The sequence below is a fragment of the Marinovum sp. genome, from assembly GCF_034669705.1.
Classification (GTDB): Bacteria; Pseudomonadota; Alphaproteobacteria; order Rhodobacterales; family Rhodobacteraceae; genus Marinovum.
In genome coordinates, this window is the sequence record NZ_JAXMOR010000043.1 from 1 (window position 1) to 25887 (window position 25887).

Consider the following 25887-nt stretch of genomic DNA (forward strand, 5'->3'; position numbering starts at 1 on the left):
CCTCTTGCTCCTTGATCATCCCGATAATCTGCGCCTCGGTAAAACGGCTCTTCCGCATCTGTCTGCTCCTTCAGTGTTGGGCAGACTCTACATTAGGGTGAGGGATTTCGCGGGGGGCAGGTCAAGCTACACCGCCGTCATCCGCAAGAAGAAGGCCGGCAAGGTTGTCCTGTCCCTGAGCGATACGGTCCAAAGCCGTCAGGCGGCAGAGCGTTGGGTGCGTCAAACAGAGCGTGACCTGAAGGGCAAAGGCGCAATCGAAAGGGCCGTCGCGGCCCGGCATACCAAGACATGGGCTGACGTGATCCGCGAATACACCGAGGCCTCCTCGGAGGCATTCGGCAAAACAAAAACCGCAAACCTTGCCTATCTTCAACGTCTCGATTTTGGCCAGCTGGCAGTCGAGGAAACGGATGATCACGACTTCTTTCGGCTCGGCAAGGACCTGCTGAAGGGCGTTCAGGCGCCGCCATCAAATCCGCGAGCCGACAGCCCTGAACACTACACCCTTAAACCGCGTTTGCCCCAGACCGTGAACAGCTACATAGCCACCCTGCGAACTGTGGTTTCCTACGGCGGTCCGATCAGCAAGGTCGAGATGCCAATCGGGGCCTTCGAGACTGCGATGCGCACGCTGAAACATCAGCGTATGATCGGGCGTTCAGCCACGCGGAACCGGCGGCCGACCCTGGAAGAGCTGGACCGGCTGCTTGCCCATTTTCACGACAGGTACCTTGCCGATCGCCGTCGCGTTCCGATGCACAAGGTGATCGGGGGCGCGATCACCCTCGCCCAGCCGAGTTGGCGCCGAGCCTGGGCTGAGATGATCCCGTTCTTTGCCTTCGATCCGCAAGATCATCTACACCACGAACGCCATAGAGAGCCTGAACCGCGTGATCCGGAAATCCATCAAGACGCGTGGGTCCTTCCCGACGTACGAGGCCGCGACCAAGCTGATCTGTCTGGCCATCCGCAACTTCAAGAAGGATGGCCGAAATGTTCGGAAATGGTTTGCGGCCCGCAATCACTTCGCATAATGTTCGGCGAGCGCTTCGACGCTTGAGTATCCCAAACCGCATGGACCGGCCCGGATACACAAAGTTCAGGACACTCCCGTCCATCGGGCGACAGTGCAAGCTGCTGTCGATCGCGCGCTCGTCTTTCTACTACACCCCCAAGGGCAAGACCGAACAGAACCTCGGCCTAATGCGGCAGATCGACGAGCAGTTCCTGGAGACCCCGTTCTTCGGTGTCCGGCAAATGACCTGGCACCTGCGCAACGACGGACACCTCGTGAACGAGAAGCGCATCCGGCGACTGATGCGCCTCATGGGGCTCATGCCGATTTACCAGAAGCCCAATACGAGCAGGCCGGCGAAGGGACACAAGACCTATCCCTACTTGCTGAGAGGACTCCGCGTGGAGCGCCCGAACCAAGTCCTCCTCTCGGGATCATGCTGCGCATGCCCGTGCCGGGCGACGGGTGCTCGGATATCACCTACCTGCCCATGCGGCGCGGGTTCCTCTACCTCGTGGCGATCATGGACTGACACACCCGCAAGGTTCTGTCCTGGCGGATCTCGAACACGCCCCCTCTCGGTGTTTGCTGCAAACACCTGCCGGTCAAAGGGAGGCCGACTTCTGCGTCGAGGCGCTGAACGAGGCCATTCACAAGTTCGGCCCGCCCGAGATAATGAATACTGATCAAGGATCTCAGTTCACGTTCTTCGCCTGGACGGACCGGCTCCGCCGGTCGGGCGTGCGGATCTCGATGGATGGGAAAAGGCCGTTTCCTCCTCTCTCATGGTATGCAGGCAAACCACTGCCGGGCAGCGGACAACATCTTCATCGAGAGGCTGTGGCGCACCCGAACACCGAGTGCGTCTACTTGCATGCCTGGGAGACCGGATCGGAAACGAAAGCGGCCATCCGGAAATGGATGACCTTCTATAACCACCAGCGCCCTCATTCAGCCCTGGGCGGCCAGCCTCCGACGCTGGTCTATTGGCAGAGAAATGATATCAACCAACCCGATCAGCAGGCGCAACGAGTAGCTTAAATTACGCCAGACCCTGTCCAAGAGATGGGGAGTAGCTCAGCCTGAGCCGACAGGCGCAGCTTCTGCAGACCATCCCTGGCGTTGGGCCGGTTACGGCCTCGGCCGTCGTAGCAACCATCGGTTCAGGCCACCAGTTTCGGAATGGACGAGAGTTTGCAGCCTGGCTGGGGCTCAGACCCCGCAACCGATCAAGCGGCGGAAAGGAGCGATTGGGCAAGATCACCAAGATGGGCGACCGATATCTGTGGCAGCTCAGCGTGGTCGGCATGACATCGCGCGTCCGACAGGTCACCAATCACCCGGAGCGCGCCGATCCATGGCTTGCGGACCTGCTGAAAAGAAAGCCGACCCGCCTCGCCACGGTCGCCATGGCCAACAAGACGGCGCGGATCATGCCGGCGGTCCTGAGCAGGAACGAACCCTAAAGGCCACACGCCGTCTGAACGCAAAGGAACAACCGAAGTAGCAAGACCACGATGTGATGGTGTACCCTTCAGCCGCAACGATCAGGACACTCCGCCGAATGTCCCGGGTGTTTCTGCCCGCAAAGCAGAAAGGAACCTGATCCGCGGATCCCATCAGGGCCAGCGGTCAAGGCCGCGCAAACAGGCCGGACATAAGACCGCTTCTGAAAAGGTACTCAGCCACATTCAACGCTTGCTATGCGGGAGCCATCCACACAAGACGTTCGCCGCGCATGCAGAATTGCAAGGTAGTCAAATTCTCTGTCTGCGGAACTCACTGCAGTTCGTCGTATGAGATCATTTCGCCTGGCGGGGGCTATGCCTTCTATAAGGAGGGCCGTGAATCGATCTTCTCAGCGTACACATTCCGTGACTGCTCTATGCAGGTCAGAGGTCATGATCTCTCGCTTGCGGCAATCCGTTGGTCTCGCCATCATGCACCTTTCCTTTGTGCGTCTCGGGTCAAAGCAGCGAGCCGGTAGAACCCGTGGGCCATCTTGGTGAAAGGCGTCAGCAGGAAGAACGCCAGCACCGCGCCGAGGTGCAGCACCAGCAGGGCGGGCATCCAGCCGGTCCCGCCAGCCGCGTAGAGCACCAACCCGCTCAGTCCGACGAAGGCTAACAGGCCGATGAAGGCGATCTCTCCGCCGAAGGCATTGGTGGCGCCGAGGCTCTTGTCGGCGCGCAGCTTGAGCCGGATCATTTCGGCGCAGCCCAGCACCAGCAGGAGGCCGCCCGACAGCCCGAGGATCTTCGGGAGCGAGACCAATCCGTAGGGCGCGGGCACGTTCAGCAGGTAGTGCATCAGGGTGGCGGTGCTGGTCGAGGCGAAGCAGAGCAGGAATCCGTACATGACAGCCTGGTGCGCCATGCGGCGGGCATGGGTGAAGCGATCTTGGTCTTCGAAGTTGCAGCCGTCGCCGTGGCCGCCCTTGAGATTGCGCATGTTGGCCGCCGAAGCGATGGCTCCGCGCAGGTGGGACAGGCGGACGGGGGCGCCGTCGACGGTGCGCCAATAGCGGCGGAGGCCGATGGCGATGCTGAACAGCGGGAAGAGGAACGCCGGCAGGAAGATCGCCACCATGGCGTTGTGGGACAGGACCGCGTAGAAGCCTTCGCCTCCGACCGAGGCCAGCGCACGCGCGGCCCAAAAGAGCAGCGCAGAGCCCAGCACGGTTGCGATGGCGATGGCGAGGCCGTTCTTCTGAAAGGCCTTGCCGGCGGCGCGGGGGAAGGCGAAGTCCTCCCAGCTGTCCTGCCGGACGTCGGCCAGCGCCTGTGGCAGGTTCAGGTCGAATTCGTGCGGTGCGGTGTATTGGCAGGCATAGTAGCAGCCCCGGCAGTTGTGACAGAGGTTGGCCAGTTGCGTCAGGTCGCCGTCCGAGTAGGCGCGTTCGGCCTGAAGCGCGGGAAAGACCGCGCAGTAGCCCTCGCAGTAGCGGCAGGCATTGCAGATCTCGGCCTGGCGGCGGGCTTCCTGCAGAAGATCAGTTTGCATGGGCTGCGGCCTCCTTGCCCGCGATGCGTCCGAAGACGGTGCCGATGGTCATGCCGAAACCGGCGAGGTAGCCTTGGCCGAGGATCGAGCCGGCCATGGTTTCGCCGGCCGCCCAGAGGTTGCTGACGGGCCGGTTGCCGATGGAGCATTGGGCGTTATCGTCGACCTTGAGCCCAAGGTAGGTGAAGGTGACGCCGGTGCGGAGCGAATAGCCGTAGAACGGTGGCTTGGTGATGGGACGCGCCCAATTGGTCTTGGGCGGGGTGAGGCCGGTGGTCGTGACACCGTCCAACTCGGTGGGATGAAAGCCGCTCTGATCGCCGCAAGCGGCGTTGAACTCGGCCACGGTCTGTTCGAGCGCGTCAGTGGGCAGGCCCATCTTGCCCGCGAGCTCGGCCAGCGTGTCGGCCTTGATCGGCGGAAAGACCGACGGCATGAAGAGGTTCAGCGACTTGGCGTCGATGATGACATAGCCCACCTGATCGGGCTGCGCGGCCACCAGCCGGCCCCAGATGGCATAGCGCTTGGGCCAGACGTCCTCGCCCTCGTCATAAAAGCGCTGGGCCTCCTTGTTGACGACGATGGAAAACGGCACGCAATCGAGCCGGGTGACGATGCCGCCGTCGAACTTGGGCGCGCGGCCGTCGATGGCGACGGCGTGGCATTGGGTGGGGTCGCCCACCTGCGCGATGTCCTGCTTCAGCAGGTCGGCCAGCACGACGCCGCGATTGTAGGGCGTGCCACGGATCAGGAAGTTCTTTGCCGCCGGTCCCCAAGCGCGGGCCAGCCAGTCGGTATCGGCCTGAAAGCCGCCCGAGGCGACGACGACGGATTTCGGCGTGATGCTCTTTGCCGCGCCCTCGTGGGTAAAATCGACGCGGGTAACGCGGTCGCCCTCCAGCTCAAGATGCGTGACGGCGGCCTCGTAGAGAACGACGACGCCCAAGCTTTCGGCGGTGCGGTAATAGGCGTTCACGAGGCTCTTGCCGCCGCCGCGAAAGAAGGCGTTGGTGCGGGCCAGTGACAGGGTGCCGGAGAGCGAGGGCTGGAAGCGGACGCCGTGCTCTTCCATCCACGGCAGGCATTCCTCCGAGGTGCGGATGGCGAGGCGGGCGAGGTGTTCGTCGGTCTTGCCGCCGGTGACCTTCATCAGGTCGGCGAGGTATTCGTCTTCGGTGTAGCTTTCCACCAGCGGCCCCAGCGGCCCCTGATGCATGCAGCGGAAGTTGCGGGTGTGTCGCGAATTGCCGCCGCGATAGGGCTTCGGCGCGGTCTCGAGGATCAGCACGCGGGCGCCGGCCTCGGCGGCGGTGATCGCGGCACAGAGCGCGGCGTTGCCGCCGCCGATGACGGCGATGTCGTAGATCTCGGTCACAGGAGGTCCCCGTCGTAGCTGTCGGGCTGCGAGGTTTGACCGCGCAGGGCCCGCACCCGCACCCGCTGGGCGGCCTCGATATGGGCCCGCATGGCGGCCTCGGCGAGAGAGCCGTCGCGGGCCTTGATCGCGTCGAGCACGCCGAAGTGCTCTTCGACGGCCTTTTCGGCGCGGGAGGCATCGGTCAGGGTGGTCGGCCCGAGGATCATCAACGTCTTTTGCAGCGAATGGATCGAACGGGTCAGGAAGCGGTTCTTGGCGGCGTCCAGCAGGGCGGCGTGGAACTGCCGGTTGAGCGTGAAGGCCTCCGGCACGTTGCCCAGCGTCGCCAGCGACTGGTTCATGTCCTGCAACTCCTCGATCTCGATGTCAGAGGCGGCACGGGCCGCCAGCCGCGCGGCGGTGCCCTCCAGCACGGCGCGCATTTCGTAGAGTTCCATGACCTCAGCATAGTCCAGCGTCCGGATGCAGGCGCCCTGGCGCGGTACGTGGGTGACGATGCCATCGGCCTCGAGCTGGCGGATGGCCTCGCGGACCGGGGTGCGGGAAACGCCGAGCCTGTCGGCAAGCTCGGTCTCGCGCAGGCGGTCGCCGGGGTTGAGGCGTCCTTCGCGGAGATCGGCCATCAGCCGGTCGTAGGCCGAATTGCCCTGCGGCGTGCGGTCTTCCTCGCTCACGTTCTGCTCTCCCTTCGCATATTGCATGCAGTTGGATACATATGTATTCAGTTCGGATCAAGACCGAAAGGAGCGTTGTGTGACCCCTAGAGATTTGCCCCATCCCGCCGCCCGTCGCGGGCTGACACTTGCGCTTGCTGCCGTGGGCACCCTCCTGTTCTGGAGCCTCGACCTGCCTTTGCCGTTCTTGTTCGGACCGATGGCGGCCTGCCTGATTGCGGCTTTGGCGCATGTGCCGATCAAGGGATTCGGTCAGGTCTCGGTGGCCGCGCGGACGATCCTCGGGGTGGCGGTGGGGGCCTCGATCACCCCGGCGCTGTTTCACGAGTTGCCGCAGATGGCGATGTCGGTGGCGTTGGTGCCGGTGTTCATCGCGCTGATCGGGCTGGTGGGCGTGCCGTTCTTCCGCCGGGTCTGGGGGTTTGACATGCCGACCGCCTATTACGCGGCGATGCCGGGCGGGTTGCAGGACATGGTGATCTTCGGAACCGAGGCGGGTGGCGACGCGCGCGCCCTGTCGCTGATCCATGCCACGCGGGTGCTGATCATCGTGACACTGGCGCCGGTGTTCCTGACCATGGCCTATGGCGCCGGGCTGACCAACCCGATCGGCGCGCCGGTGGCCGAGTTGCCCGTGGGCGAGATGGCGCTGATGGTCGCGGCGGCTGTCATCGGCTGGAAAGGCGGTGAGCGCGTCGGGCTGTTCGGGGCCTCGATCCTCGGGCCGATGATCGTCACCGCCGTGCTGTCGCTGTCGGGGTTGATCCACAGCCGCCCGCCGGCCGAGGCGATCCTCGCGGCGCAGTTCTTCATCGGCTGCGCCATCGGTGTGCATTTTCTCGGCGTGACATGGGGCGAGCTGACGCGGGTGGTGCTGGCGGGCGTGGCCTATGTGCTGGTGCTGGCGGTGCTGGCGGCTGGGTTCACCGTTTTCGTCACCGCGATGGGGCTGGGCGATCCGGTCGAGGCCTTCCTCGCCTTCGCGCCGGGCGGGCAGGCCGAGATGACGGTGCTGGCCATCGTCACCGGGGCCGATCTGGGTTTCGTCATCACCCACCACCTGACGCGGATCGTGCTGGTGATCGTGGGGGCGCCGCTGGTGGCGGGGCTTATTGCCCGACGACGGAGGGGTTGATCATGTGGATCGGGGCGCCCTTGGCGTAGGCGTTCACCTGTTCGAAGATGTCGGCGAACTGCTTGTCGAACTCGTCCTCGGTGACGAAGCCGATATGCGGGGTGGCGATCAGGTTGGGATGGCTCAGCAGCGGATCGGATGGGTCCGTCAGCGGCTCGCTGTCGAAGACATCCACCGCCGCCGTGCCGGGGCGTCCGGCGTTCAGCGCCTGCAGCAGCGCGCCCTCGGCGATAAGCCCGGCCCGCGCGGTGTTGACCAGCACAGAGCGCGGCGACATCGCCGCGAGGTCGTCGGAAGTGACGATGCCCCGCGTCTGTGGCGTCAGGCGCAGGTGCAGCGAGATCACGTCGTTGTTTGCGAAGAACGCGGCGCGGCTGTCGGCGATGGTCTCGCCATCGGCTTTCGCCCGCGCGCGGCCATCCTCGGAGGCCCACCAGTTGACCTCCATCCCGAAGGCGCGGGCATACCCCGCCACCACGCGGCCGATGCGTCCGTAACCGTAGAGCCCCAGCCGCCGCCCGCGCAGGGTGCGGCCAACGCCCGCCTGCCAGCCTCCGGCCTTGGCGCTGGCCATCTGCTGCGGCAACTGGCGCATGGCGGCGAGGATCAGCGCAAAGGTCAGTTCGGCGGCCGCGTGATTGGCCCCGTCCGCGCCCTTGTTGGAGCAGAACAGCACGCCCTGATCGGTACAGGTCGCCACGTCCACGTGCGGGTATGCGCCGCGTTGCGAGATCAGCCGCAGGTTGGGCAGCCGTTCGAGCAACCCGCGCGTGACCTTTGTGCGTTCGCGGAAGAGGACCACGCAGTCGGCATCCTGCAGACGCGCAGCCAGCGCCGCCTCGTCGGGCTGGTGATCGGTCCAGACGGTCACCTCGTGCCCGGCGAGCAGGTCGAAGCACGGCAGGCCGCGCAGCGTGTCGAACCAGTCGTCGAGGATGTGGACTTTCATCGGAGTACCTTATGCCGAGAGCGCGTTGATCGCCTTGCTGACCCGGTCGTGCAGTTTCAGCAGGTCGGGCTTCTGATCATCCTCCAGAGGCAGGCGGGCCGCAAGATCGGCGCGCAGCTTCTCGAGGTCGCGGCGGGCGGTGTGGACTTTCTCGTAATCGGTCATCGTTTGTTTCTCAGTGTGACAACAGGACGGGGATCTTGATGTTCTCGAGCACCTCGGCGGTCACCCCGCCAAGGAAATCCTCGCGGAACTTCGAGTGTTCGTAGGCGCCCAAGACCAGCAGCGAAGGGTCGTGGCGGTCGCAGTAGGACAGCAGCGTCGAGGCCACCGGGTGGGTGACGGGAAAGTCCTCGTGCGTGGCTTCAACCCCGTGGCGGTGCAGGTGGGCCATCAGGTCCTCGATCGGCCACGACTGGCGCTTGCCGACGGTCAGCACGCTGACCCGGCCCTCGGCCTCAAGCAGGCGGAGGCTGTCCGACAGGGCCCGCGCGGCGGCGCGCCCGCCGTCCCAGGCCAGCGCGGCGTGGCTGTGTCGGGCTCCGGCGTCATAGCCCGCCGGCAACACGATCACCGGCCGCCCCGAGAGCAGGGCAATGCGGTCGGGGTGGTGGGTGACATGGGCGTCATCGCTGTCGGACCGGGCGCCGACGATGAGCATGTCGTAATAGCGCGCGCCCTCGGCCAGCACGGTGTCGACGCGGCCGACCTCGTCCCGGAAATCCAGCGCATCGCCCAGGTCGAGCGAGGGGCGAAGATCGTCGAACTGGCGTTTGACCTGCGCCACGATCTCGGTGTTGGCGGCTTCGAGCAGCGCGCGGGCCTCGTCGGGGATCCAGCGCGACCGGCGGTCGATGGCCTCGTGCGCGGCGTGGGCGAGGATGGCTGTGACATGCGCGCCACGGGCCTTGGCCAGCGAGGCCGCATAGCGCAGCGCCGAAATTGAGGCGTCGGAGCCGTTGAAGGCAACGGCCAGGTTCATCACCGGCATGTCAGTGACCTTTCCAGATGCGCGACGGTACAAAGACGCGCCCGTCGGCCAGTTTGCGCGCGGTGCGCAGCAGGCCAGCGGAGTTCAGCGTGAAGCCGTCAGTGGCGTCGTAGTCCACCAGCACCTCGATGGTGCCCGAGGCGTGTTCGAGCACCACGTTGGCGGGGCTCTCGGTGGGGCGCTCCAGCAGTCCGTCGGCAATGCTGCCGGGGGTCAGGGCGCAGGAGGCGAGGCATTGCGAGCCGGTGACCGCCATCGACGGGTGGGTGTTCCACGGCATGAAATAGCGGGTGGCGATGGTGCCGCCTGCCTGCGCCGGGGCCAGCAGGCCGAACTTGGGGGTCACCGATTTCGACACGTCGCCCATGCCCATGGCCGCGCCGGCCTTGAGGCGCAGGGCCTCCATCCGGGCAAAGAAGTCGCGGTTTGCGTCCAGCTCGGCCACGGTCTCGTGCCCGGTCAAGCCAAAGTCCGAGGCGCGGGCGATGACCATCGGCATGGCGACGTCCATGCAGGTGACCTCTATCCCGTCGAAGGTGTCGCGGATGTTGCCGGTGGGCAGGAAGGCCCCGGTGGAGGAGCCGACGACGCCCATGAAGTTCAGCGCCACAGGTGCGCCGGTTCCGGGCACGCCGGCGATCTCGGCGTCGCCGTCATAGGTCATCGCGCCGCCGGGAGTCTGTAGCTTGGCCAGCACCCTGGCGCCGGTGTTGACAGCGCGGATCCTGACCTCGGTGACGTCGCCTTGTGGCTGCACCAGCCCCATCTCAACCCCCGCAGGACCGACGCCCGACAGAATATTGCCGCAGGTGGGTTTGAAATCCACCAGCCGATCCTCGACCGAGACCTGCGCGAAGAAGTAATCCACGTCGGCCCAGTCGTCGTCGGAGGGCGAGAGCATGGCGACCTTGGTGGTCACCGCAGCGCCGCCGCCGATCCCGTCGATATTGAGCGGGTGGCCGGAGCCTGTCACGGCGATCAACACCTCGGCCAGGGTTTCGAGATCCTCCGGCAGGTCGGCGCGGTTGAAATACGGCCCGCGCGAGGTGCCGCCGCGCATGAAGAGGTATGGAATCGCTGTCTGTGTCATGTCATCCCCCTCACTTCAGCGGCCAAGGCAGGTCGACGGCGTCCTGCAGCAGGCCCGGCGGGAAGTCGCGGTTGAGCGCGCCGGCCATGACGAGCATCAGCGCGATGCCGCCGGCCGTCAGGATCAGCGTCTTGGGCCAGGGTGCCTGTGCCCGCACCCGCAGGAAGCTGACGAGGAAGCCCAGCAGCGCGAGGATGAAGCCCACGAAATAGGTCGCCACGATCAGCCCGACGAACCACGCCAACGTGCCCCAGAGGCCATAGGGCGCATCCGCGTCCTCGCCCGAGACCTCCTTGTCGGCGAACACCGGGTCGGATTCGGCGCGCATGATCATCTGTGCCAGCAGGATCAGCAGCGCGGTCAGGGTGATGCCGCCCACGACCAGCGGCACGATCTTGTCGGTCATGTTGTAGTCGGGGATCAGCCAGGCGTTGACCAGCGCGGTCACCACGTAGGCCATGATCACGCCCAGAAAGACCAGCGGCGCGCGCTTCGATCCGGACTTCACGTCGCCCTCGGCCATGATCGACTTGGCCTGGCGGATGCCCAGCACCACCGAGACCACGGTGACGATCAGCAGTACGATCACGATGGGCGAGAAGATGTAGTCCATGCCCTCCTCGAACGACTTGCGGAAGCGGAACGACGCGATCTGGAACGCCTGGTTCGAGAATTTCTCGACCGGGTTGGACAACACGAACCCGATCAGGAAGGCCGGGCGCGACCAGTCGAAGCGCCGCAGAAAGATGCCGATCAGCCCGATCACGAAGAGCGCGAGGATGTCCTCGAAGTTCTGCCCGGACTGGAACGCCGCGAAGGAGATCAGCATGAACAGGAACGGCGCAAGATAGGTGAAGCGGATGGTGGTCAGCTTGGCGATGCCGCCCGAGGCCGCGATGCACAGCAGCGTGCCGACAACATTGGCCAGCGCCAGAAGCCAGACGATGGAATAGGTGATGTCGAGGTTGTCGCGCAGCATCGACGGGCCGACCTCGATGTCGCCGGACCCCAGCAGCGCGATGGCGCCGATGAAAATCGCCATGGAGCCGGAGCCGGGGATGCCGAACAGCAGTGTCGGAACCAGCCCGCCGCCCTCCTTGGCGTTGTTCGAGCTTTCCGGCCCGATCACGCCACGCACTTCGCCCTTGCCGAATTGCGACTTGTCCTTGGTGGTCTGCACCGCGTGGCCATAGGCGATCCAGTCGACGACCGAGCCGCCGAGGCCGGGGATCACGCCCACGACGACGCCGATCAGCGAGCAGCGCACCGAGAGCCACTTGTTGGCCACCCAGTCGCGCACGCCCTCGCCCCAGCCGGCGCCGAGCTTGGCTTCCTTGGAGATCGAGCGGTCCTGCCGCAACAGCGAGACGATTTCCGGCACCGCGAAGATGCCGAGGCCGACGATCACCAGTTTCAGACCGTCGGTGAGGTAGGGAATGTCGTAGGTCGCCATGCGCAGCGATCCGCCCGCGTCGGCCTCGCCGATGGTGCCGATCAGCAGGCCGAGACCCGCCGCCGCCACGCCCTTGAGCGCCACGCGACCGGCCAGCACCGCCACCATCGAAAGGCCGAGGATCGAGATCATCAGCATCTCGGGCAGACCAAAGGCCAGCACGATGGGCCGCGCCACGACGATGAACATGGTCAGGAAGGCCGCGCCCACCAGCCCGCCGAACAGCGACGAGGTGAAGGCCGCCGACAGCGCCCGCGCCGCCTGGCCCTTCTTGGCCATGGGGAAGCCATCGAGCACGGTGGCTTGGCTGGCAGAAGACCCAGGGATGCCCATCAGCACCGAGGCGAAGGTGTCAGAGGTCGGGACGACCGCGACCATGCCGACCATCAGGGCAAGGCCAAGGACCGGGTCCATGCCGAACATAAAGGGCAAAAGCAGCGATAGACCGGCGATGCCGCCGAGACCGGGAAAGACCCCGACCGCAAGACCCATGACCACGCCCAGAACCAGATAGCCCAGAACCACAGGTTGCAGAATGAGCGCCCATGCCTGGCCAAGCGCCGGCAGGGCGGTTGCGAATAGATCCATCGCCCCGACCTCGAATTGTGTGAAAATGCAGAAAACCGGCCCCGGGATCAGCCCGGGGCCGGCGGGCGCGCGCTTATTTCAGTGACACGCCATAGGCGTCTTGCAGCCAGTTGGTGACAAAGGCCTTGGCTTCGTCCGACACGGTGGTGCCGCGCTCGGTGGCACTGGCGGCGCCTTCGCCCACGAACACCGGGTATTTGCCGACGCGCTTGGCGGCGATCTCGGCAAAGTCGTCGCGGTTGCGCACGGCGTCGAAGGCGGCGGTGTAGGTCTCGATCACGTCATCCGGAGTGCCGGCGGGCAGGAAGGCGATCTTCTGCACCGGGAAACCGGCGATGAAGAAGGCTTTCCAGGCGTCCCATGCCTCGCCGCTGGTTTCGCAGCCGTCGGTGGCTTCGCAGACTTCCTTGAAGGTCGGGATGTCGGGGAAGGTCGGGTCGCGGACGATATTGCCGTCCTCGTCCAGCGCGCCCCAGGTCATCATCGGAACCGCCTGCCCCTTCTCGACCAGATCGGCCGAAGCGCCGAGGTAGCTCGAGGAGGTCTGGTAGTCGATGGTGGCTTCGCCCCGCTCGAACATCAGCCGGCCGTCGCCGCGGCCCTTGATGCCGAACACCGGCTCGACATTCATGCCCAGCATTTCCCAGGCCAGCAGTGGCACGAGGTCAAGCCGCGTGGCACCCTGCGAGCCGTAGATGAAGTCGATGTCCTTGAGGTTGTTGGCGGTGCCGTCGAACTTCTCGCCGTCGGCGGGGTTCAGGTAGGCAACGCCGCCGGTGCCGGAGGCCATGACCGGGTTCCAGTCGGAGTATTCATAGCGCACGCGCGGATCGCCCAGCAGGTAGGGGAACTGGGTCGAGCCGGAGGTGCCGAACAGCAGCGTGCCGTCCTCGTGCTCTTGCTCCTGGAACCAGTTGGCGCCCTTGGTGGAGCCTGCACCGGGCATGAACTTGACGACGACGGTGGGGTTGCCGGGCAGCTCTTCGCTGAGCAGCGGTGCGAAGAAGTTGGCCCATTTGGCCGAACCGCCGGTTTCCGAGAACGGGATCACCCATTCGACGGTCTTGCCCGACAGGTCGACCTCGGCCAGCGCCGGGCCGGCGAGGATAGCGGCGGATGCAACCGTGGCGGCGAAATACTTGATAGTCATAGGTGTCCTCCCGTAGACATTATGGACCGGCGCGGCGTCTGCCCGCCGGGTATTCGATAGTTCAAGGGACCGAATCCCTCCTCCAACGCCATCACATTGCCGCCTCAACCTTGCGCGAAGCTTGCGCCACATGATTAAGTTTTGCCCATGCGCATCGCCGTGATCGAAGACAACGAACCTCTTGCCCAAGGCATCGCTCACCGGCTGAGGGATCGCGGCCATGCGGTCGATCTTCTGCATGACGGGGAAGAGGCCGACGTCTTCCTGCGCCACGAGGGCGCCGACCTGATCGTGCTGGACCGCAACCTGCCGGGGTGCGACGGGCTGGAGGTGCTGACCCGGTTGCGCCGGCGCGGCGACGGCACGCCGGTGATCCTGCTGACGGCGCGCGCCGAGACCCACGAACGGGTGGCGGGGCTGGATGCGGGGGCTGACGACTACCTGACCAAGCCCTTCGAGATGGACGAGTTGGAGGCGCGGCTGCGCGCCATGGCGCGACGAAAGAACCTCGAGTTTGCCGCCCGCGACAGCCTCGGCCCGCTGGTCTTCGATCGCACCAACCGGCAGCTTCTGGAGAACGAGCAGCCGCTGGCCTACCCGCGCAAGGAGCTTGCGACGTTGGAATGCCTGCTCGAACGGCGCGGGCGCATCGTGTCGAAAGCGCAGCTGATCACCCATGTCTACGGCACCGGTGCCGAGCAGGAGGACAGCGCCATCGAGCCGCATGTCTCGCGCCTGCGCAAGCGGCTGGAGCCCTACGGCATCAAGATCAAGGCGGCGCGCGGGTTGGGCTACATGCTGGAAGTCGATACCGTATGACGTCGATGTCGCTGCGCGCGCGGCTGTTCCTGCTGATCCTGCCGCCCCTGTTGGTGCTGTCGATTCTGCTCGGGCTGTGGCGCTTCGAGGTGGCGCAGCGCACGTCGGAGGACCTGTTCGACCGCAGCTTGCTGGCGGCGGCGCTGGCGATTTCGCGGGATGTGGCGATTTCGGGCGGTGACTTGCTGTCGCCCGGCACCCGAGACTTCGTGTCCGATGCCGGTGGGGGAGAACTGTTCTATCACGTCACCGGACCCGGCGGTATCTACGTGACCGGCTACGCCTACCCGCCGGTGTCGGGCGACCGCGAGGCGAGCGAGGGGTTGCGCTACACCGTGGCAGAGTACCGGGGCGAGCCGGTGCGCGTGTTGCGCATGACCGAAACCACCACCATCGGCAACCTGACCGGCGACACCGTGGTGACCGTCTGGCAACGCGAAAGCGACCGGAGGGCCTTTGCCGCCGCGCTGGCGCGGCGCGCCGCGGCCCTGATCGCCAGCCTGATGGCCGCGCTGGCGCTGGTGGTCTGGTTCGGCGTGAAGATCGGCCTGCGCCCGCTGAATGACTTGCAGGACGCGATCCGGCACCGCTCGCCGGATGATCTGGGCGACATCCGTCGTCCGGTCCCGGCCGAGGTCTCGGGGATTGTCGCCACCCTCAACCGGTTGTTCGGACAGGTGCGGCGCAGCATCGAGGACCACCAGGCCTTCATCTCCGACGCCGCGCACCAGCTGCGCAATCCCGCCTCGGCGGTGTTGTCACTGGCAGAGGTGCTGCCGGGGGTGCGTGACCCTGAAGAACGGCGGGTTCGCGAACGCGAGTTGATCACGGCGGCGCGAAAATCGGCCCGGCTGGCCAATCAGCTGCTGTCGCTGGAGCGGTTGCGCTACGACGATGCGCCGGCGCTGGAACGCATTGATCTGAACAAGGTGGCCGCCGAGATCTGCGCCGATTTCGCGCCGGTCATCCTGGAGCAGGACGTCCGTTTCGACTTTGACGCTCATGACGGTGCATTGCCGGTCGCGGGCGACCCTGTGCTGATCGGGGAGGCCCTCACCAACCTTTTGGAGAATGCATTGAGGCACGGCGGCCCGGGGCTGACATCAATTATCGTGGAGACCCTGGCGGACGGGCAAGAGGCTGTCGTTATCGTCAAGGATGATGGTGTCGGCATCCCTGCCGAAAAGACGGATACCGCCTTCCAAAGGTTCGGCCAATTGCGCGATGCCGAGGGCAGCGGTCTGGGACTCTCCATCGTCAGAGGCATTCTGCGCCGCCACAATGGCGAGGCAAGTCTGCTCCCCCGTCAGAAGGGAACAGCGGTTCGGATGACGATGAAACTGTTGTGACTGGACGCGCGTGTCCTCACCGATATGCGTGGCAAGTGACGTCGTAGTTCTCCGGGTCGAACCAGGATGACCGCAATGCCCAATTTACTTGTGGCACTTGCTCCCTCGAATTCCGGATCACCTTTTCAACCGGCAATCGGAGACAGTGCGATAGAACTCAAACCGGGAACTTCCACAGTGAGTATCAGGCCAATAGTGCAGGGAACGACTTCGACATAGGTACCGCTGACCCGAGCCGCGCCGCAGCATTGCACACCGATGTCGCTGTCTGCAAAGGACCTTTCGCGCGCTAAATGGTGTGTCCCGTTGATGCTGCAGCAGCTCGTTCGGTAAATGGTCTCTGCGTGGTCTTTCGCGCCGCAAGGACCGACCGCGTCGCCATCCGCCGAGGGCGCTGTCTGACCGCGCCGCGAGGTCCAACACCGTGCCTTCGCTCCGCCCACCTCTGCGCGCGGCTCGCAGCGACCCCGGCGCGCAAAGCCCGCCGATGCGGATCACGTGGCGGCGGGCGATCCGCCGGCACTGGCCAGTTCGCCCTCAAGCCGCCGGGCCGGCGCGCCGGGCACAGGGCTCAGCGGGGCCAGCACACGGTAGAGCACCGGGGTCAGGAACAGCGTGAACACCGTGGCAAAGCCCAGGCCGCCGACGATCACCCAGCCCACCGCGATCCGCGCCTCGGCGCCGGCACCGGTGGCGGCGATCAGCGGCACGCCGCCCAGCACGGTCGAGACCATGGTCATCATCACCGGCCGCAGCCGGAGCCGCATGGCATTGCGGATCGCGGCATCGACCGAGGCGCCCGCCGCGCGCAGCTGGTTGGCAAACTCGACAATCAGGATGCCGTTCTTGGCCATGATGCCGATCAGCAGCACCAGGCCGATCTGGCTGTAGTAGTTCAGGCTGCCCCCCGTAAGCGCAATCGCCACCACCGCGGCTCCAAGGCCGAAGGGCACCGCCAGCATGATGACCGCCGCCGAGACCAGGCTCTCGAACTGAGCCGACAGCACCAGCAACACCACCAAGAAGGCGATGGCAAAGACCATGTAGGTGCCCGCCTCTGAGCTCTCCAGACTGGCCGCCTCGCCGGTGAACACCAGGCTGGTGCCATCGCCCAGCACCTCTCGGGCCAGCGCTTCCAGCGCCGCCGCGGCCGCGCCGAGATCGACACCCGCGGGCAGCGCCGCCTGCAGGGCCACCGCGCGGTTGCCGCCCTCGCGGCTCACCCGCGACAGGCCTGCAACCTGCTCCAGCTCTGCCACGCTCGACAGCGGCAGGAAGCTGCCGGAGGCGGTGCGCAGCGAGACACGGTCGAGGTCGGCCGGGTCGTTGATCGGACGCCCGCCCGGCTCGACCCGCACGGTGACCTCTTCGCCGTCGAGAAACACCTCGGCGGCCTCCAGCCCGCTGGTCATCGCGCTGATGGTGCTGTCGATCCCTGCCGTGGTCAGGCCGTATTCGCGCGCGAGGTCGGCGTCGATGGTCACCTTGATCTCGGGCACATAGGCCTCCTGGCTGAGCTGCGCGCTACTGAAGACCTCGGGCCGGGCCTGCATCGCCGCTACCAGCGCCTCGGCCTGCGCCGTCAGCACCGCCGGGTTCGTGCCGGTCACCGCTGCGGTGAGCCCCGACCCCGCGCCGCGGATGCCGAGGCTGTTGGGCGAGCGGGCAAACACCGTCAGCCCGGTCACCGTCTGAAAGCTGCGGTTCAGCTCGGCCATGATCTCCTGCTGGCTGCGGTCGCGGTCGGCCCAGTCGGCCAGCCGCGCGATGACAAAGGCCGAGGTGCCGCCGCCGATGCCGACGATCGATTGCACCGCCTCGACCTCGCCGCTGTCGACGTAGGGGGCGATCAGCGCCTCGATGGTCTGAACGTGCTGATCGGTAAACCCCGAGGACACGCCCGACGGCGCGCGCGCGACGATAAAGAAGGCGCCGCGGTCCTCGGTCGGGGTCAGCGCGGTGTTGAGCGCACCGAACAGCCAGACCGAGACCAGCCCGAAGCAGACCGCCAGCGCCATCACCAGCATCGGCAACGCCAGCGCCCGGTCGACCAGCCAGAGCAGCGCGCGGGCCGGCGCGCCGGGCCCGGCCTCGGCCGAACCGCCGCCCTGCCCCGGGTCCAGTGTCGCAGCCAGCATCGGCACCAGCGTCAGCGCCACGAAAGAGGAAATCATCACGCAAAACGCCAGCACGAAGCCGAACTCGAGAAAGATGCCCCCCGCCTGCCCCGGCAGGAACGAGATCGGGATGAACACCGCCGCCAGCGTCGCCGTGGTCGAGATCACCGCAAAGAAAACCTCGTTGGCACCTTCGGCCGCGGCGGCGAAACGGCCGAGACCCTCCTGCCGCTTGCGCACCACGTTCTCGACCACCACGATGGCGTCATCGACCACCATCCCGGTGGCCAGCACCAGCGCCAGAAGCGTGATCGTGTTGACCGAGAACCCCGCCAGCCAGATGGCCGCCAGCGTGCCGATCAGCGCCACCGGGATGGTCAGCGCCGGGATCAGCACCGCCCGCCACGACCGCAGGAAGGCGTAGAGCACCAGAACCACGATCACCACCGCGAGCAGGATCGAGGTCATGACTTCCTCGAGCGCCCGTTCCACATAGACCCCGTCATCGGCGGTGGTCACAAGATGGACCCCCTCGGGCAGGTCGAGCTGCACCTGGGCCACGGCCTCTGCCACCTGCTGGCTGATGCTGAGCGTATTGGCGACCGATTGGCGGTAGATGTTCACCGAGACCGCCGTCTCGCCGTTGACCCGCGAGAACACCGTGCGGTCCACCGCCGTCAGCTGCACCTGCGCCACGTCGCTCAGCCGGGTGTGCTGGTCGATCCGCAGGCCGGCGATATCCTCGACCAGCACATCCTCGCGGGCAAGCTTCAGGGTCAGTTGCTGGGCGTCGCTCTCCAGCGTGCCGAGCGCGGCACTGGTGTCGAGCGCGGCCAGCGCGTCCGAGACCTCGCCGATGGTCAGGCCCCGCCCGGTGAGCGCAGTCATGTTTACCCGCACGAGGTATTCACTGGACTGGGTGCCGGCGACCTCGAGCGTGGCGATCCCGTCGATGCCTTCCAGTCCGGGCACAACCCGGTCCTCGGCCAGGTCCGACAAATCTTCGAGGCTGACCGGGCCATAGAGCGCCAGACGGATGATCGGATCGGCGTCGGCATCGTTCTTGCTGACCTCGGGGTCGAGGTCATCGGGCAGTTGCCGCCCCAACCCGGAGACGATCTCGCGCGCCTCGTTGGCGGCGGTGTTGATATCGACGGCCGACGAGAGCTCGAGCGTGATCCGCGAACTGCCGAAGCTCGAGGAAGACGAGATCGCCTGCACGCCTTCAAGCGCGCTCAGGGCGTCCTCGAGCACCGCCGTCACCTCGCTGTCGACGGTCTCGGGCGCGGCGTTGTCATAGGAGGTCCGGACCGAGAGCACCGGCTGGTCGACATTCGGCATCTCGCGGATATCGACGCCCATAAAGGCCGCCGCACCGGCGATGATGATCAGCAGGTTCAGCACGACGGCCAGCACTGGCCGCTTGACGAACAGACCGGAGACCCCGGTGGCGCGGATGCGATCAGCCATTGACGTCACCGCCCTGCCCGGCCCGCTCGCTGAGCTGGTCCGGCGCCGCGCTCTCCTGCACCAGTCCGCCGCCCGGCCGCTCGGGACGCCCGCCGCCGGCCTCGGCCAGCTCGCCGCCCGCGCGCACCTTCTGCACGCCTTCGACAACCACCCGGTCGCCCGCCGCCAGATCGGCGCTGACCCAGACCCGGTCATCAAGCCGGTGGCGTATGGTGACCGGCACACTGCGCGCCGTGCCCTCGTCTGCCACGAAGACCGAGGCCCCCGTGCGGCTCCAGCTAATCGCCAGCGCCGGAATCGCCGGCATCGGCGCCTGTTCCTGCGCCAGCACCACATTGGCGATCATGCCATGCCGCAGCCCCGAGACATCCCCCTCGAGCCGGGCTTCGACGTCGATCAGCCGGGTCTCGGGGTCGATCTCGGTATCGATCGCCGTGACCCTTGCGGTAAACACCTGACCGATGCGCGACGGCAGCAGCACGTCGAGCGCCATCCCCTCGGCCAGCACCGGCACGGCGCTTTCGGGCAGCGCGAAATCCACCAGGAGCTGCTCGGGCGCGCTCACCGTAGTGATCGCGCCGCCGGCTGTCAGGTAATCCCCGAGGCGTGCGTCCATCAGCCCCACGACGCCGGCAATGGGCGCGCGCAGGGTGCGCCGGTCGCGCTCGAAGGTGGCGCGGTCAACCGTCACCTGAGCGAGGTTCGCTGCGGTCAGCGCCTCCTGCTCCTGCACCGAGGTCACCGCCGACGAGCCCGACGCCGTCAACTGCTGCACCCGTTTCAGCGTGTCGGTCGCGGTCGCCAGCTGCACCTCGGCCGTGGCGAGGTCAAGCTCCTGCGTGCGCTGTTCCAACCGCAACAGGGGGGCGCCCGCCGCGACCCTGTCGCCGGCGGCGACAAAGACCTCCTCGACCCGTCCGCTCACCTCTGACACCACGGCCACGCGGGCCTCGGCCTCGATGGTGCCGACCGTTTGATAGGCTTCGGCATAGGCGGTGATCTCGACCGTTTCCAGCGTCACCAAGGCCGCCCGGCCGGCGCCGGGGCGCCCTCCCGGCCGACCGCCGCCAGCCCCGGTCGCCGCGGCTTCGGCCACCGGCGCCTCGGCGCCCAGATAGGGCGCGAGACGCTCGCCGAACAGCCAGTAGGTGACCGCGGCAATCGCCGCCAGTCCGAGCAGGGCTTCTGCAAATCGCTTCATTTTGGGGTCTTCCGGTTGAACGTGTCGAGAGTGGTACGCTGCTCCGCAGCAATTCCGTCGCGGTGCGGAGAAGTTTTTGCAAGAAATGTCTCGCGCGAAGTCGCCCGGTGCCGCCCAGTGCCTCCAAGACAGAGGGCCCGGTCACGGCCAAGGGCTTTGCGTTCTCCGGCAACTTGCACTAATCGGGACTCCCCGCCAGCGGGAAGGGTCCCACGGAAAGGATTTTGCCTTGCAAACCCCCTTTTATCTGATCGACAAACCGCGCCTTCTGGCCAACCTGGAAAAGATCGCCTGGCTGCGAGAGGCCTCTGGCGCGCGGTCGTTGCTGGCGCTGAAATGCTTTGCCACCTGGTCGGTCTTTGACCTGATGCGCCAGTACATGGACGGCTCGACCTCCTCCTCGCTCTACGAGGTGCGGCTCGGTCACGAGGAATTCGGCGGCGAGACCCATGCCTATTCCGTGGCCTATGCCGACGACGAGATCGACGCGGTGCTGGGCTACAGCGACAAGATCATCTTCAACTCGATCGGCCAGCTCGACCGCTTCGATGCCGCCTCAACGGGCCATGTGCGCGGCCTCAGGGTCAACCCCGGCGTCTCGACCTCGGAGTTCGACCTTGCCGATCCCGCGCGCCCCTTCAGCCGGCTGGGCGAACATGATCCCGCCCGGATCGAGGCTGTGGCCGACCGGATCAGCGGGCTGATGTTCCACAACAATTGCGAGAACGCCGATTTCGACCGCTTCGACCGGATGCTGGGCCTGATCGAGGAGCGCTTCGGCGCGACCCTGCAGCGGATGGACTGGGTCAGCCTCGGCGGCGGCATCCATTTCACCGGCGAAGGCTACCCGCTCGACCGGCTGGCGGCGCGGCTCAAGGCCTTTGCCGGGCGCTACGGCGTGCAGGTCTATCTCGAACCCGGCGAGGCCGCGATCACCGGCGCGGCGACGCTCGAGGTGACGGTGCTGGATACACTCTACAACGGCAAGAACCTGGCCATCGTCGACAGCTCGATCGAGGCGCATATGCTCGACCTGCTGATCTATCGCGAGACGGCGCAGGTGGCGCCCGACAGCGGCCCGCATGAATGGATGATCTGCGGCAAATCCTGCCTTGCCGGCGATGTCTTTGGCGAGTTCCGCTTCGAGCAACCACTGAAACCCGGCGACCGGATTTCGTTTCAGGACGCGGCCGGCTACACGATGGTCAAGAAGAACTGGTTCAACGGCGTCAAGATGCCGGGCATCGCGATCCGGGAACCCGACGGCAGCATCACCAGGGTGCGTGATTTCGATTACGCGGATTTCCGGTCCGCGCTTTCCTGACACAGACAAGATACATGGGGTCTGACGAACTTATGAAACGCAATGTTCTCATCATCGGGGCCGGCGGCGTCGCGCAGGTCGTGGCGCATAAATGCGCGCAGAACAACGACCTGCTGGGCGACCTGCATATCGCCAGCCGCACGGTCTCGAAATGCGAGGCGATCATCCGCAGCGTGCACGACAAGGCGGCGATGAAACAGGACGGCGTGTTTGCGGCGCATGCGGTCGACGCCACCGACAGCGACGCGGTCGAGGCGCTGCTGACCGCGACCGGCGCGCAGATCGTCATCAACGTGGGCTCGCCCTTCGTCAACATGACCGTGCTCGAGGCCTGCATCCGCACCGGTGCCGCCTATATCGACACCGCGATCCACGAGGACCCGGCCAAGATCTGCGAGACCCCGCCGTGGTACGCCAACTACGAATGGAAACGGCGCGAGGACTGCGCCCGGGCCGGTGTGACCGCGATCCTCGGCGCCGGTTTCGATCCCGGCATGGTCAACGCCTTTGCCCGCTTTGCCATCGACGGCTTCATGGACGAGGTCACCTCGATCGACATCGTCGACATCAACGCCGGTGATCACGGCAAGTATTTCTCGACCAACTTCGACCCCGAGATCAACTTCCGCGAATTCACCGGCACGGTCTACAGCTGGCAGGACGGCGCATGGCAGAGCAACAAGATGTTCGAGATCGGCCGCGAGTGGGACCTGCCCGTCGTGGGCAAGCAGAAGGCCTATATGTCCGGCCATGACGAGGTGCACTCGCTGGCGGTGAACTACCCGCAGGCCGACGTGCGCTTCTGGATGGGCTTCGGCGATCACTACATCAACGTCTTTGGCGTGCTGCAGAACCTCGGGCTTTTGTCGGAACAGCCGGTGACCACTGCCGAGGGGCTCGAGGTGGTGCCGCTCAAGGTGGTCAAGGCGGTGCTGCCCGATCCCTCGACGCTGGCGCCGAACTACACCGGCAAGACCTGCATCGGCGATCTGGTCAAGGGAACGAAGGATGGTGAAGCGGTCGAGGTCTTCGTCTACAACGTGTCGGACCACGAGGCGGCCTATGCCGAGGTCGGCAGCCAAGGCATCTCCTACACCGCCGGCGTGCCGCCGGTCGCCATGGCGCTGCTGATCGCCGATGGCACCTATGACAGCGGCACCATGGTGAATGTCGAGGAGCTGGACCCGAAACCGCTGTTTGCCCTGCTTGACCGGATCGGCCTGCCGACCCGGATCAGGGATGCGGCGGGCGACCGCGCCTGGCACGAAGCCTGATCGCGAAAGAATCTTGCGGGCGGACCGGGGGGAGGTCCCGGCCCGCCCACGGAAGGCTCAGTAGAGGCGCGCCGCGTTTCCGGCGTAAAGTGCGCCTCTGTCCGCCTCCGAGGCCCCGAGCGCGGCAAGGCTATCGTCGAGCAGGTCGCGCCAGACCCTCGGCGTGGCCAGCGCCGTCGCCACCGGCCAGTTGCTGGCATAAAGCAGCCGCGCCGCGCCAAAGAGCTCGAGCAGAGCGCCGAGATGGCGCGTGGTCATCGGCCCGTCGCACGCCGGGTCGCCGATGAGCGGCAGGCCCGAGACCTTGACGTGCACGTTGGGCAGGCGCGTCAGCCGAGCGATGGCCCTGCGCCAGCCGGCAAAGCTGGCCGGATCGCCGTCCGGCAGGCCGAAATGCGCCAGCACCACCGGCAGGTCGGGATGCGCCCGGGCCAGCGCCGCCACGGCGTCGAACAGCGGCGGCGGCGCCAGCACCTCGACCAGCCCGCCCTGCCCCTGCAGCGCGGCGCAGATACGGGTCGCGCCGGCGCCGCGCAGGTAGCCTTCGGGATCGGCATCGAGCAGCGGGGTGAAACGGACACCGCGAAACGCAGGGTCGGCGGCCTGTTCGGCCAGTTGCGCCGCGCAGTCCGGGTCGCGCAGATCGACCCAGCCCACCACCGCGCGAAGCAGTGCATGCTCGCGGCAGAGGTCGAGGCAATGCAGCGCATGTTTCACCGTGGCCGGCCCATGGACCAACACGGCGCTTTCGGCGCCGGTCTCGGCCAGCACCGGGGCGAGGTCGTCCGGCAGGAACTGTTTGCCGGTCAGGCTGGGGAACTGCTGTTCGGCGATGAAGGTCTCATCGCGGCTGCGGTCCCAGATATGCACATGGGCGTCGATGATCGGCAGGGTCATGTCAGCGCTCTCTCGCTTGGGTCCGGCAGGCCGAGCGCGGCAAGCGCCGGCCAGAGGGCATCCGGCACCGGATCGGCCAGATCGGCAAGGTTGGAGCGCAGCCCGTCGGGATCGGTCAGCCCCAGCACCAGCCGGGTCACCGCCCTCGGGGCGGCGGAATACTGCAGGGCGGCGCGTTTGAGCGAGACGCCCTGAGCGGCGCAGACCTGCGCGATGGTGCGCACCCGGTCGCGGATCGCGGCGTCCGGCGGCTGGTAGTCGAAGCGGGTGCCGGGATCGTCGGGCCCGGTGGCGAGGATGCCGGAGTTGAACGGCGAGGCCAGCTCGACCTCGGTGCCACGCGCTTCGCAAAGCGGAAACAGCGCTTTGGCCGCCGACTGGTCCAGCAGGGTAAAGCGCCCGGCCACCATCAGCACGTCAAGCGCGGCCCGTTGTAGCAGCGCCAGGTGGGTGGCGGCGACATTGCTGCCGACACCCAGCGCGCCGATCACCCCCTGCGCCTTGAGATCGGCCAGCACCGGCAGCGCACCCTCCAGCGCGGCGCCGATGTGATCGTCGCAATCGTGCAGGAACACGATGTCGAGCCGGTCGGTTCCGAGCCGCGTCAGGCTGGCCTCGACCGAGCGCAGGGTGGCATCGCGGGAATAGTCGTGCCAGTCGCCGGGGTTGTCCTTGGGATTGCTGACCACCGCCGCGTAGTCGCGGTAGCGGCCGACCTTGGAGGACAGCAGGTAGTCGCCGCGCGGCCGGCCGCGCAGCAGCCGACCCAGGCGCTCTTCCGACAGCCCTCCGCCATAGAGCGGCGCGGTGTCGAAGCGGCGCAGCCCCATGTGCCAGGCGGCGGCAAACATCGCCTCGGCCTCGGCGTCGGACACCGGTGCGGCGTTGGTGGTGCCCAGCAGGCCGAAGCCGAGGCCCACAGGTTTGACAGGCTGGCTCATCGGATGCGCTTTTCCGTCTCGGGGTCGAAGAAATAGGCATGCGCCATGTCGAACGACAGCGGATGCGGCCGCCCCTCGGCCAGGTTGGCACGGCCGCCGGTCTTGCCGATCATCGCGTGATCGCCGGCGCGGAAATGCACCAGCTTCTCGGTGCCCAGCTGTTCGATCAGGTCGACAGGCAGGGTGGCCGTGGCACCGCCGGGCAGGTCCTCAGCCGGGCGGATGTCATCGGGGCGGATGCCGCAGATCACCCGCGCGCCCGAGCGCAGCCCCGGCGGGGTCTGGCAGGCGATCTCGCTGTCGCCGAGCCTGAGCCCGGTCGGTGTCACCATGCATTCGACCAGGTTCATCGGCGGGCTGCCCATGAAACCGGCGACAAAGACGGTGTCGGGGTCGTGGAAGATCGCATCCGGCGTGCCCTGCTGTTCGATCCGTCCGTCGCGCATGATGACGATGCGGTCGGCCAGCGTCATCGCCTCGACCTGATCGTGGGTGACATAGATGATGGTGTTCTGCAGTCGCTGATGCAGCCGCTTGATCTCGGCCCGCATCTGGCCGCGCAGCTTGGCATCGAGATTGCTGAGCGGCTCGTCGAACAGGAAGACCTCCGGGTCGCGCACGATGGCGCGGCCCATGGCGACGCGCTGGCGCTGGCCGCCCGAGAGCGCGCCGGGCTTGCGCTCGAGCAGCGGCGTCAGCTCGAGGATATCGGCCACCTCGCTGACCCGGCGCTCGATCTCGGGCTTGGGCATCCGCGACAGCTGCAGCGAGAACGCCATGTTGTTGTAGACCGTCTTGGACGGGTAGAGCGCGTAATTCTGGAACACCATGGCGATGCCGCGTTCCTTGGGGCGCAGCCCGTTGACGACACGGTCGCCGATGGCGATCTCGCCGCCGGAGATGGTCTCGAGCCCGGCCACCATCCGCAGGGTGGTGGACTTGCCGCAGCCAGACGGTCCGACGAGGACGCAGAACTCGCCGGGCTGGATCGAGATGTCGATCCCGTGCAGCGCCTGGTGAGCGCCGTACATCTTGACGAGGTTTCGGATTTCAATGCGTGACATGG

General features: G+C 66.4%; 19 protein-coding genes and 3 pseudogenes. 8 read left to right on the forward strand and 14 right to left on the reverse strand.

Features of this window, described 5'->3' with window-relative positions; all coding sequences use genetic code 11:
- Positions 1–799 precede the first annotated feature (799 nt).
- From VOI27_RS20900 to VOI27_RS20910, 3 pseudogenes are all read left to right on the forward strand, one after another.
- Positions 800–1037 (forward strand): annotated as a pseudogene (locus VOI27_RS20900) (transposase); the annotation flags it as partial.
- 79 nt (positions 1038–1116) lie between these two features.
- Positions 1117–2059: pseudogene (locus VOI27_RS20905) on the forward strand (IS3 family transposase); the annotation flags it as partial.
- Between the two features lie 62 nt (positions 2060–2121).
- Positions 2122–2484 (forward strand): annotated as a pseudogene (locus VOI27_RS20910) (transposase); the annotation flags it as partial.
- A gap of 472 nt (positions 2485–2956) precedes the next feature.
- Here the strand turns inward: VOI27_RS20910 and tcuB are convergent.
- Genes tcuB through VOI27_RS20925 form a run of 3 tightly spaced genes read right to left on the reverse strand, consistent with a single transcriptional unit; the run spans position 2957 to position 6073 of the window.
- On the reverse strand, positions 2957–4021 hold the full coding sequence (tcuB, locus tag VOI27_RS20915) for a tricarballylate utilization 4Fe-4S protein TcuB (RefSeq protein WP_323768203.1): 1065 nt from the start codon (positions 4019–4021) through the stop codon (positions 2957–2959).
- A complete protein-coding gene (tcuA, locus tag VOI27_RS20920) occupies positions 4011–5396 on the reverse strand; it encodes an FAD-dependent tricarballylate dehydrogenase TcuA (protein ID WP_323768205.1) in 1386 nt (461 codons plus the stop codon). Before tcuA ends, tcuB begins: the two co-directional genes overlap by 11 nt.
- Positions 5393–6073 carry a GntR family transcriptional regulator gene (locus VOI27_RS20925; protein ID WP_323768207.1) on the reverse strand — a complete coding sequence of 227 codons (681 nt, stop codon included), beginning with the start codon at positions 6071–6073 and terminating at the stop codon, positions 5393–5395. Before VOI27_RS20925 ends, tcuA begins: the two co-directional genes overlap by 4 nt.
- A 79-nt stretch (positions 6074–6152) precedes the next feature.
- Here VOI27_RS20925 and VOI27_RS20930 point away from each other — a divergent pair, with 79 nt between their 5' ends.
- Positions 6153–7208 carry an AbrB family transcriptional regulator gene (locus VOI27_RS20930; protein WP_323768209.1) on the forward strand — a complete coding sequence of 352 codons (1056 nt, stop codon included), beginning with the start codon at positions 6153–6155 and terminating at the stop codon, positions 7206–7208.
- Here the strand turns inward: VOI27_RS20930 and VOI27_RS20935 are convergent.
- The 6 genes from VOI27_RS20935 to VOI27_RS20960 all read right to left on the reverse strand — a co-directional run bounded on the left by VOI27_RS20935 (position 7183) and on the right by VOI27_RS20960 (position 13429).
- Positions 7183–8157 carry a D-2-hydroxyacid dehydrogenase family protein gene (locus VOI27_RS20935; protein ID WP_323768212.1) on the reverse strand — a complete coding sequence of 325 codons (975 nt, stop codon included), beginning with the start codon at positions 8155–8157 and terminating at the stop codon, positions 7183–7185. The genes VOI27_RS20930 and VOI27_RS20935 overlap by 26 nt on opposite strands.
- Before the next feature lie 9 nt (positions 8158–8166).
- Positions 8167–8322, reverse strand: a complete 156-nt coding sequence (locus VOI27_RS20940; protein ID WP_323768214.1) for a hypothetical protein — start codon at positions 8320–8322, stop codon at positions 8167–8169.
- Between the two features lie 10 nt (positions 8323–8332).
- Positions 8333–9148, reverse strand: coding sequence for a universal stress protein (locus VOI27_RS20945; RefSeq protein WP_323768216.1), 816 nt, complete (start codon positions 9146–9148; stop codon positions 8333–8335).
- A gap of 1 nt (position 9149) precedes the next feature.
- Positions 9150–10238 (reverse strand): 4-oxalomesaconate tautomerase, encoded by a 1089-nt coding sequence (locus VOI27_RS20950; RefSeq protein ID WP_323768218.1) that lies wholly within the window; start codon positions 10236–10238, stop codon positions 9150–9152.
- 10 nt (positions 10239–10248) lie between these two features.
- Entirely contained in the window at positions 10249–12279 is a 2031-nt protein-coding gene (locus tag VOI27_RS20955; protein ID WP_323768220.1) for a tripartite tricarboxylate transporter permease, read from the reverse strand.
- 73 nt (positions 12280–12352) lie between these two features.
- Complete coding sequence (locus VOI27_RS20960) at positions 12353–13429, reverse strand: tricarboxylate transporter (protein WP_323768222.1); 1077 nt, start codon at positions 13427–13429, stop codon at positions 12353–12355.
- 147 nt (positions 13430–13576) lie between these two features.
- Here VOI27_RS20960 and VOI27_RS20965 point away from each other — a divergent pair, with 147 nt between their 5' ends.
- Positions 13577–14248 (forward strand): response regulator transcription factor, encoded by a 672-nt coding sequence (locus VOI27_RS20965; RefSeq protein WP_323768224.1) that lies wholly within the window; start codon positions 13577–13579, stop codon positions 14246–14248.
- Entirely contained in the window at positions 14245–15597 is a 1353-nt protein-coding gene (locus VOI27_RS20970) for a sensor histidine kinase (RefSeq protein WP_323768225.1), read from the forward strand. The genes VOI27_RS20965 and VOI27_RS20970 overlap by 4 nt, the downstream gene beginning before the upstream one ends.
- A 494-nt stretch (positions 15598–16091) precedes the next feature.
- Here VOI27_RS20970 and VOI27_RS20975 read toward each other — a convergent pair whose 3' ends face one another.
- Both VOI27_RS20975 and VOI27_RS20980 read right to left on the reverse strand, forming a co-directional pair.
- On the reverse strand, positions 16092–19184 hold the full coding sequence (locus VOI27_RS20975) for an efflux RND transporter permease subunit (RefSeq protein ID WP_323768227.1): 3093 nt from the start codon (positions 19182–19184) through the stop codon (positions 16092–16094).
- Positions 19177–20385 carry an efflux RND transporter periplasmic adaptor subunit gene (locus VOI27_RS20980; protein ID WP_323768229.1) on the reverse strand — a complete coding sequence of 403 codons (1209 nt, stop codon included), beginning with the start codon at positions 20383–20385 and terminating at the stop codon, positions 19177–19179. Before VOI27_RS20980 ends, VOI27_RS20975 begins: the two co-directional genes overlap by 8 nt.
- A 229-nt stretch (positions 20386–20614) precedes the next feature.
- On the opposite strand from VOI27_RS20980, the gene nspC reads away from it, so the two are divergent.
- Together nspC and VOI27_RS20990 are read left to right on the forward strand one after the other, a co-directional pair.
- Positions 20615–21709, forward strand: a complete 1095-nt coding sequence (gene nspC, locus VOI27_RS20985; protein ID WP_323768231.1) for a carboxynorspermidine decarboxylase — start codon at positions 20615–20617, stop codon at positions 21707–21709.
- A gap of 32 nt (positions 21710–21741) precedes the next feature.
- A complete protein-coding gene (locus VOI27_RS20990; protein ID WP_323768233.1) occupies positions 21742–22983 on the forward strand; it encodes a saccharopine dehydrogenase family protein in 1242 nt (413 codons plus the stop codon).
- Positions 22984–23040: 57 nt separating this feature from the next.
- Here VOI27_RS20990 and VOI27_RS20995 read toward each other — a convergent pair whose 3' ends face one another.
- Genes VOI27_RS20995 through VOI27_RS21005 form a run of 3 tightly spaced genes read right to left on the reverse strand, consistent with a single transcriptional unit; the run spans position 23041 to position 25885 of the window.
- Positions 23041–23880, reverse strand: coding sequence for an amidohydrolase family protein (locus VOI27_RS20995; protein ID WP_323768235.1), 840 nt, complete (start codon positions 23878–23880; stop codon positions 23041–23043).
- On the reverse strand, positions 23877–24821 hold the full coding sequence (locus VOI27_RS21000) for an aldo/keto reductase (RefSeq protein WP_323768237.1): 945 nt from the start codon (positions 24819–24821) through the stop codon (positions 23877–23879). The genes VOI27_RS20995 and VOI27_RS21000 overlap by 4 nt, the downstream gene beginning before the upstream one ends.
- The gene (locus VOI27_RS21005) at positions 24818–25885 is read right to left on the reverse strand and encodes a sn-glycerol-3-phosphate ABC transporter ATP-binding protein UgpC (protein WP_323768239.1); all 1068 of its coding nucleotides are present in this window, start codon (positions 25883–25885) and stop codon (positions 24818–24820) included. Before VOI27_RS21005 ends, VOI27_RS21000 begins: the two co-directional genes overlap by 4 nt.
- Positions 25886–25887: the final 2 nt, after the last annotated feature.

What these genes read in the sequence shown, in the direction of transcription:
- VOI27_RS20935 (WP_323768212.1), bottom strand. Translation starts at nt 8,157, where the DNA reads ATGAAAGTCCACATCCTCGACGACTGGTTCGACACGCTGCGCGGCCTG.
- VOI27_RS20975 (WP_323768227.1), bottom strand. Translation starts at nt 19,184, where the DNA reads ATGGCTGATCGCATCCGCGCCACCGGGGTCTCCGGTCTGTTCGTCAAG.
- VOI27_RS20980 (WP_323768229.1), bottom strand. Translation starts at nt 20,385, where the DNA reads ATGAAGCGATTTGCAGAAGCCCTGCTCGGACTGGCGGCGATTGCCGCG.
- VOI27_RS20950 (WP_323768218.1), bottom strand. Translation starts at nt 10,238, where the DNA reads ATGACACAGACAGCGATTCCATACCTCTTCATGCGCGGCGGCACCTCG.
- VOI27_RS20970 (WP_323768225.1), top strand. Translation starts at nt 14,245, where the DNA reads ATGACGTCGATGTCGCTGCGCGCGCGGCTGTTCCTGCTGATCCTGCCG.
- VOI27_RS20965 (WP_323768224.1), top strand. Translation starts at nt 13,577, where the DNA reads ATGCGCATCGCCGTGATCGAAGACAACGAACCTCTTGCCCAAGGCATC.
- VOI27_RS20945 (WP_323768216.1), bottom strand. Translation starts at nt 9,148, where the DNA reads ATGCCGGTGATGAACCTGGCCGTTGCCTTCAACGGCTCCGACGCCTCA.
- VOI27_RS20960 (WP_323768222.1), bottom strand. Translation starts at nt 13,429, where the DNA reads ATGACTATCAAGTATTTCGCCGCCACGGTTGCATCCGCCGCTATCCTC.
- VOI27_RS20940 (WP_323768214.1), bottom strand. Translation starts at nt 8,322, where the DNA reads ATGACCGATTACGAGAAAGTCCACACCGCCCGCCGCGACCTCGAGAAG.
- VOI27_RS21000 (WP_323768237.1), bottom strand. Translation starts at nt 24,821, where the DNA reads ATGAGCCAGCCTGTCAAACCTGTGGGCCTCGGCTTCGGCCTGCTGGGC.
- VOI27_RS20955 (WP_323768220.1), bottom strand. Translation starts at nt 12,279, where the DNA reads ATGGATCTATTCGCAACCGCCCTGCCGGCGCTTGGCCAGGCATGGGCG.
- tcuB (WP_323768203.1), bottom strand. Translation starts at nt 4,021, where the DNA reads ATGCAAACTGATCTTCTGCAGGAAGCCCGCCGCCAGGCCGAGATCTGC.
- VOI27_RS20995 (WP_323768235.1), bottom strand. Translation starts at nt 23,880, where the DNA reads ATGACCCTGCCGATCATCGACGCCCATGTGCATATCTGGGACCGCAGC.
- VOI27_RS21005 (WP_323768239.1), bottom strand. Translation starts at nt 25,885, where the DNA reads ATGTCACGCATTGAAATCCGAAACCTCGTCAAGATGTACGGCGCTCAC.
- VOI27_RS20990 (WP_323768233.1), top strand. Translation starts at nt 21,742, where the DNA reads ATGAAACGCAATGTTCTCATCATCGGGGCCGGCGGCGTCGCGCAGGTC.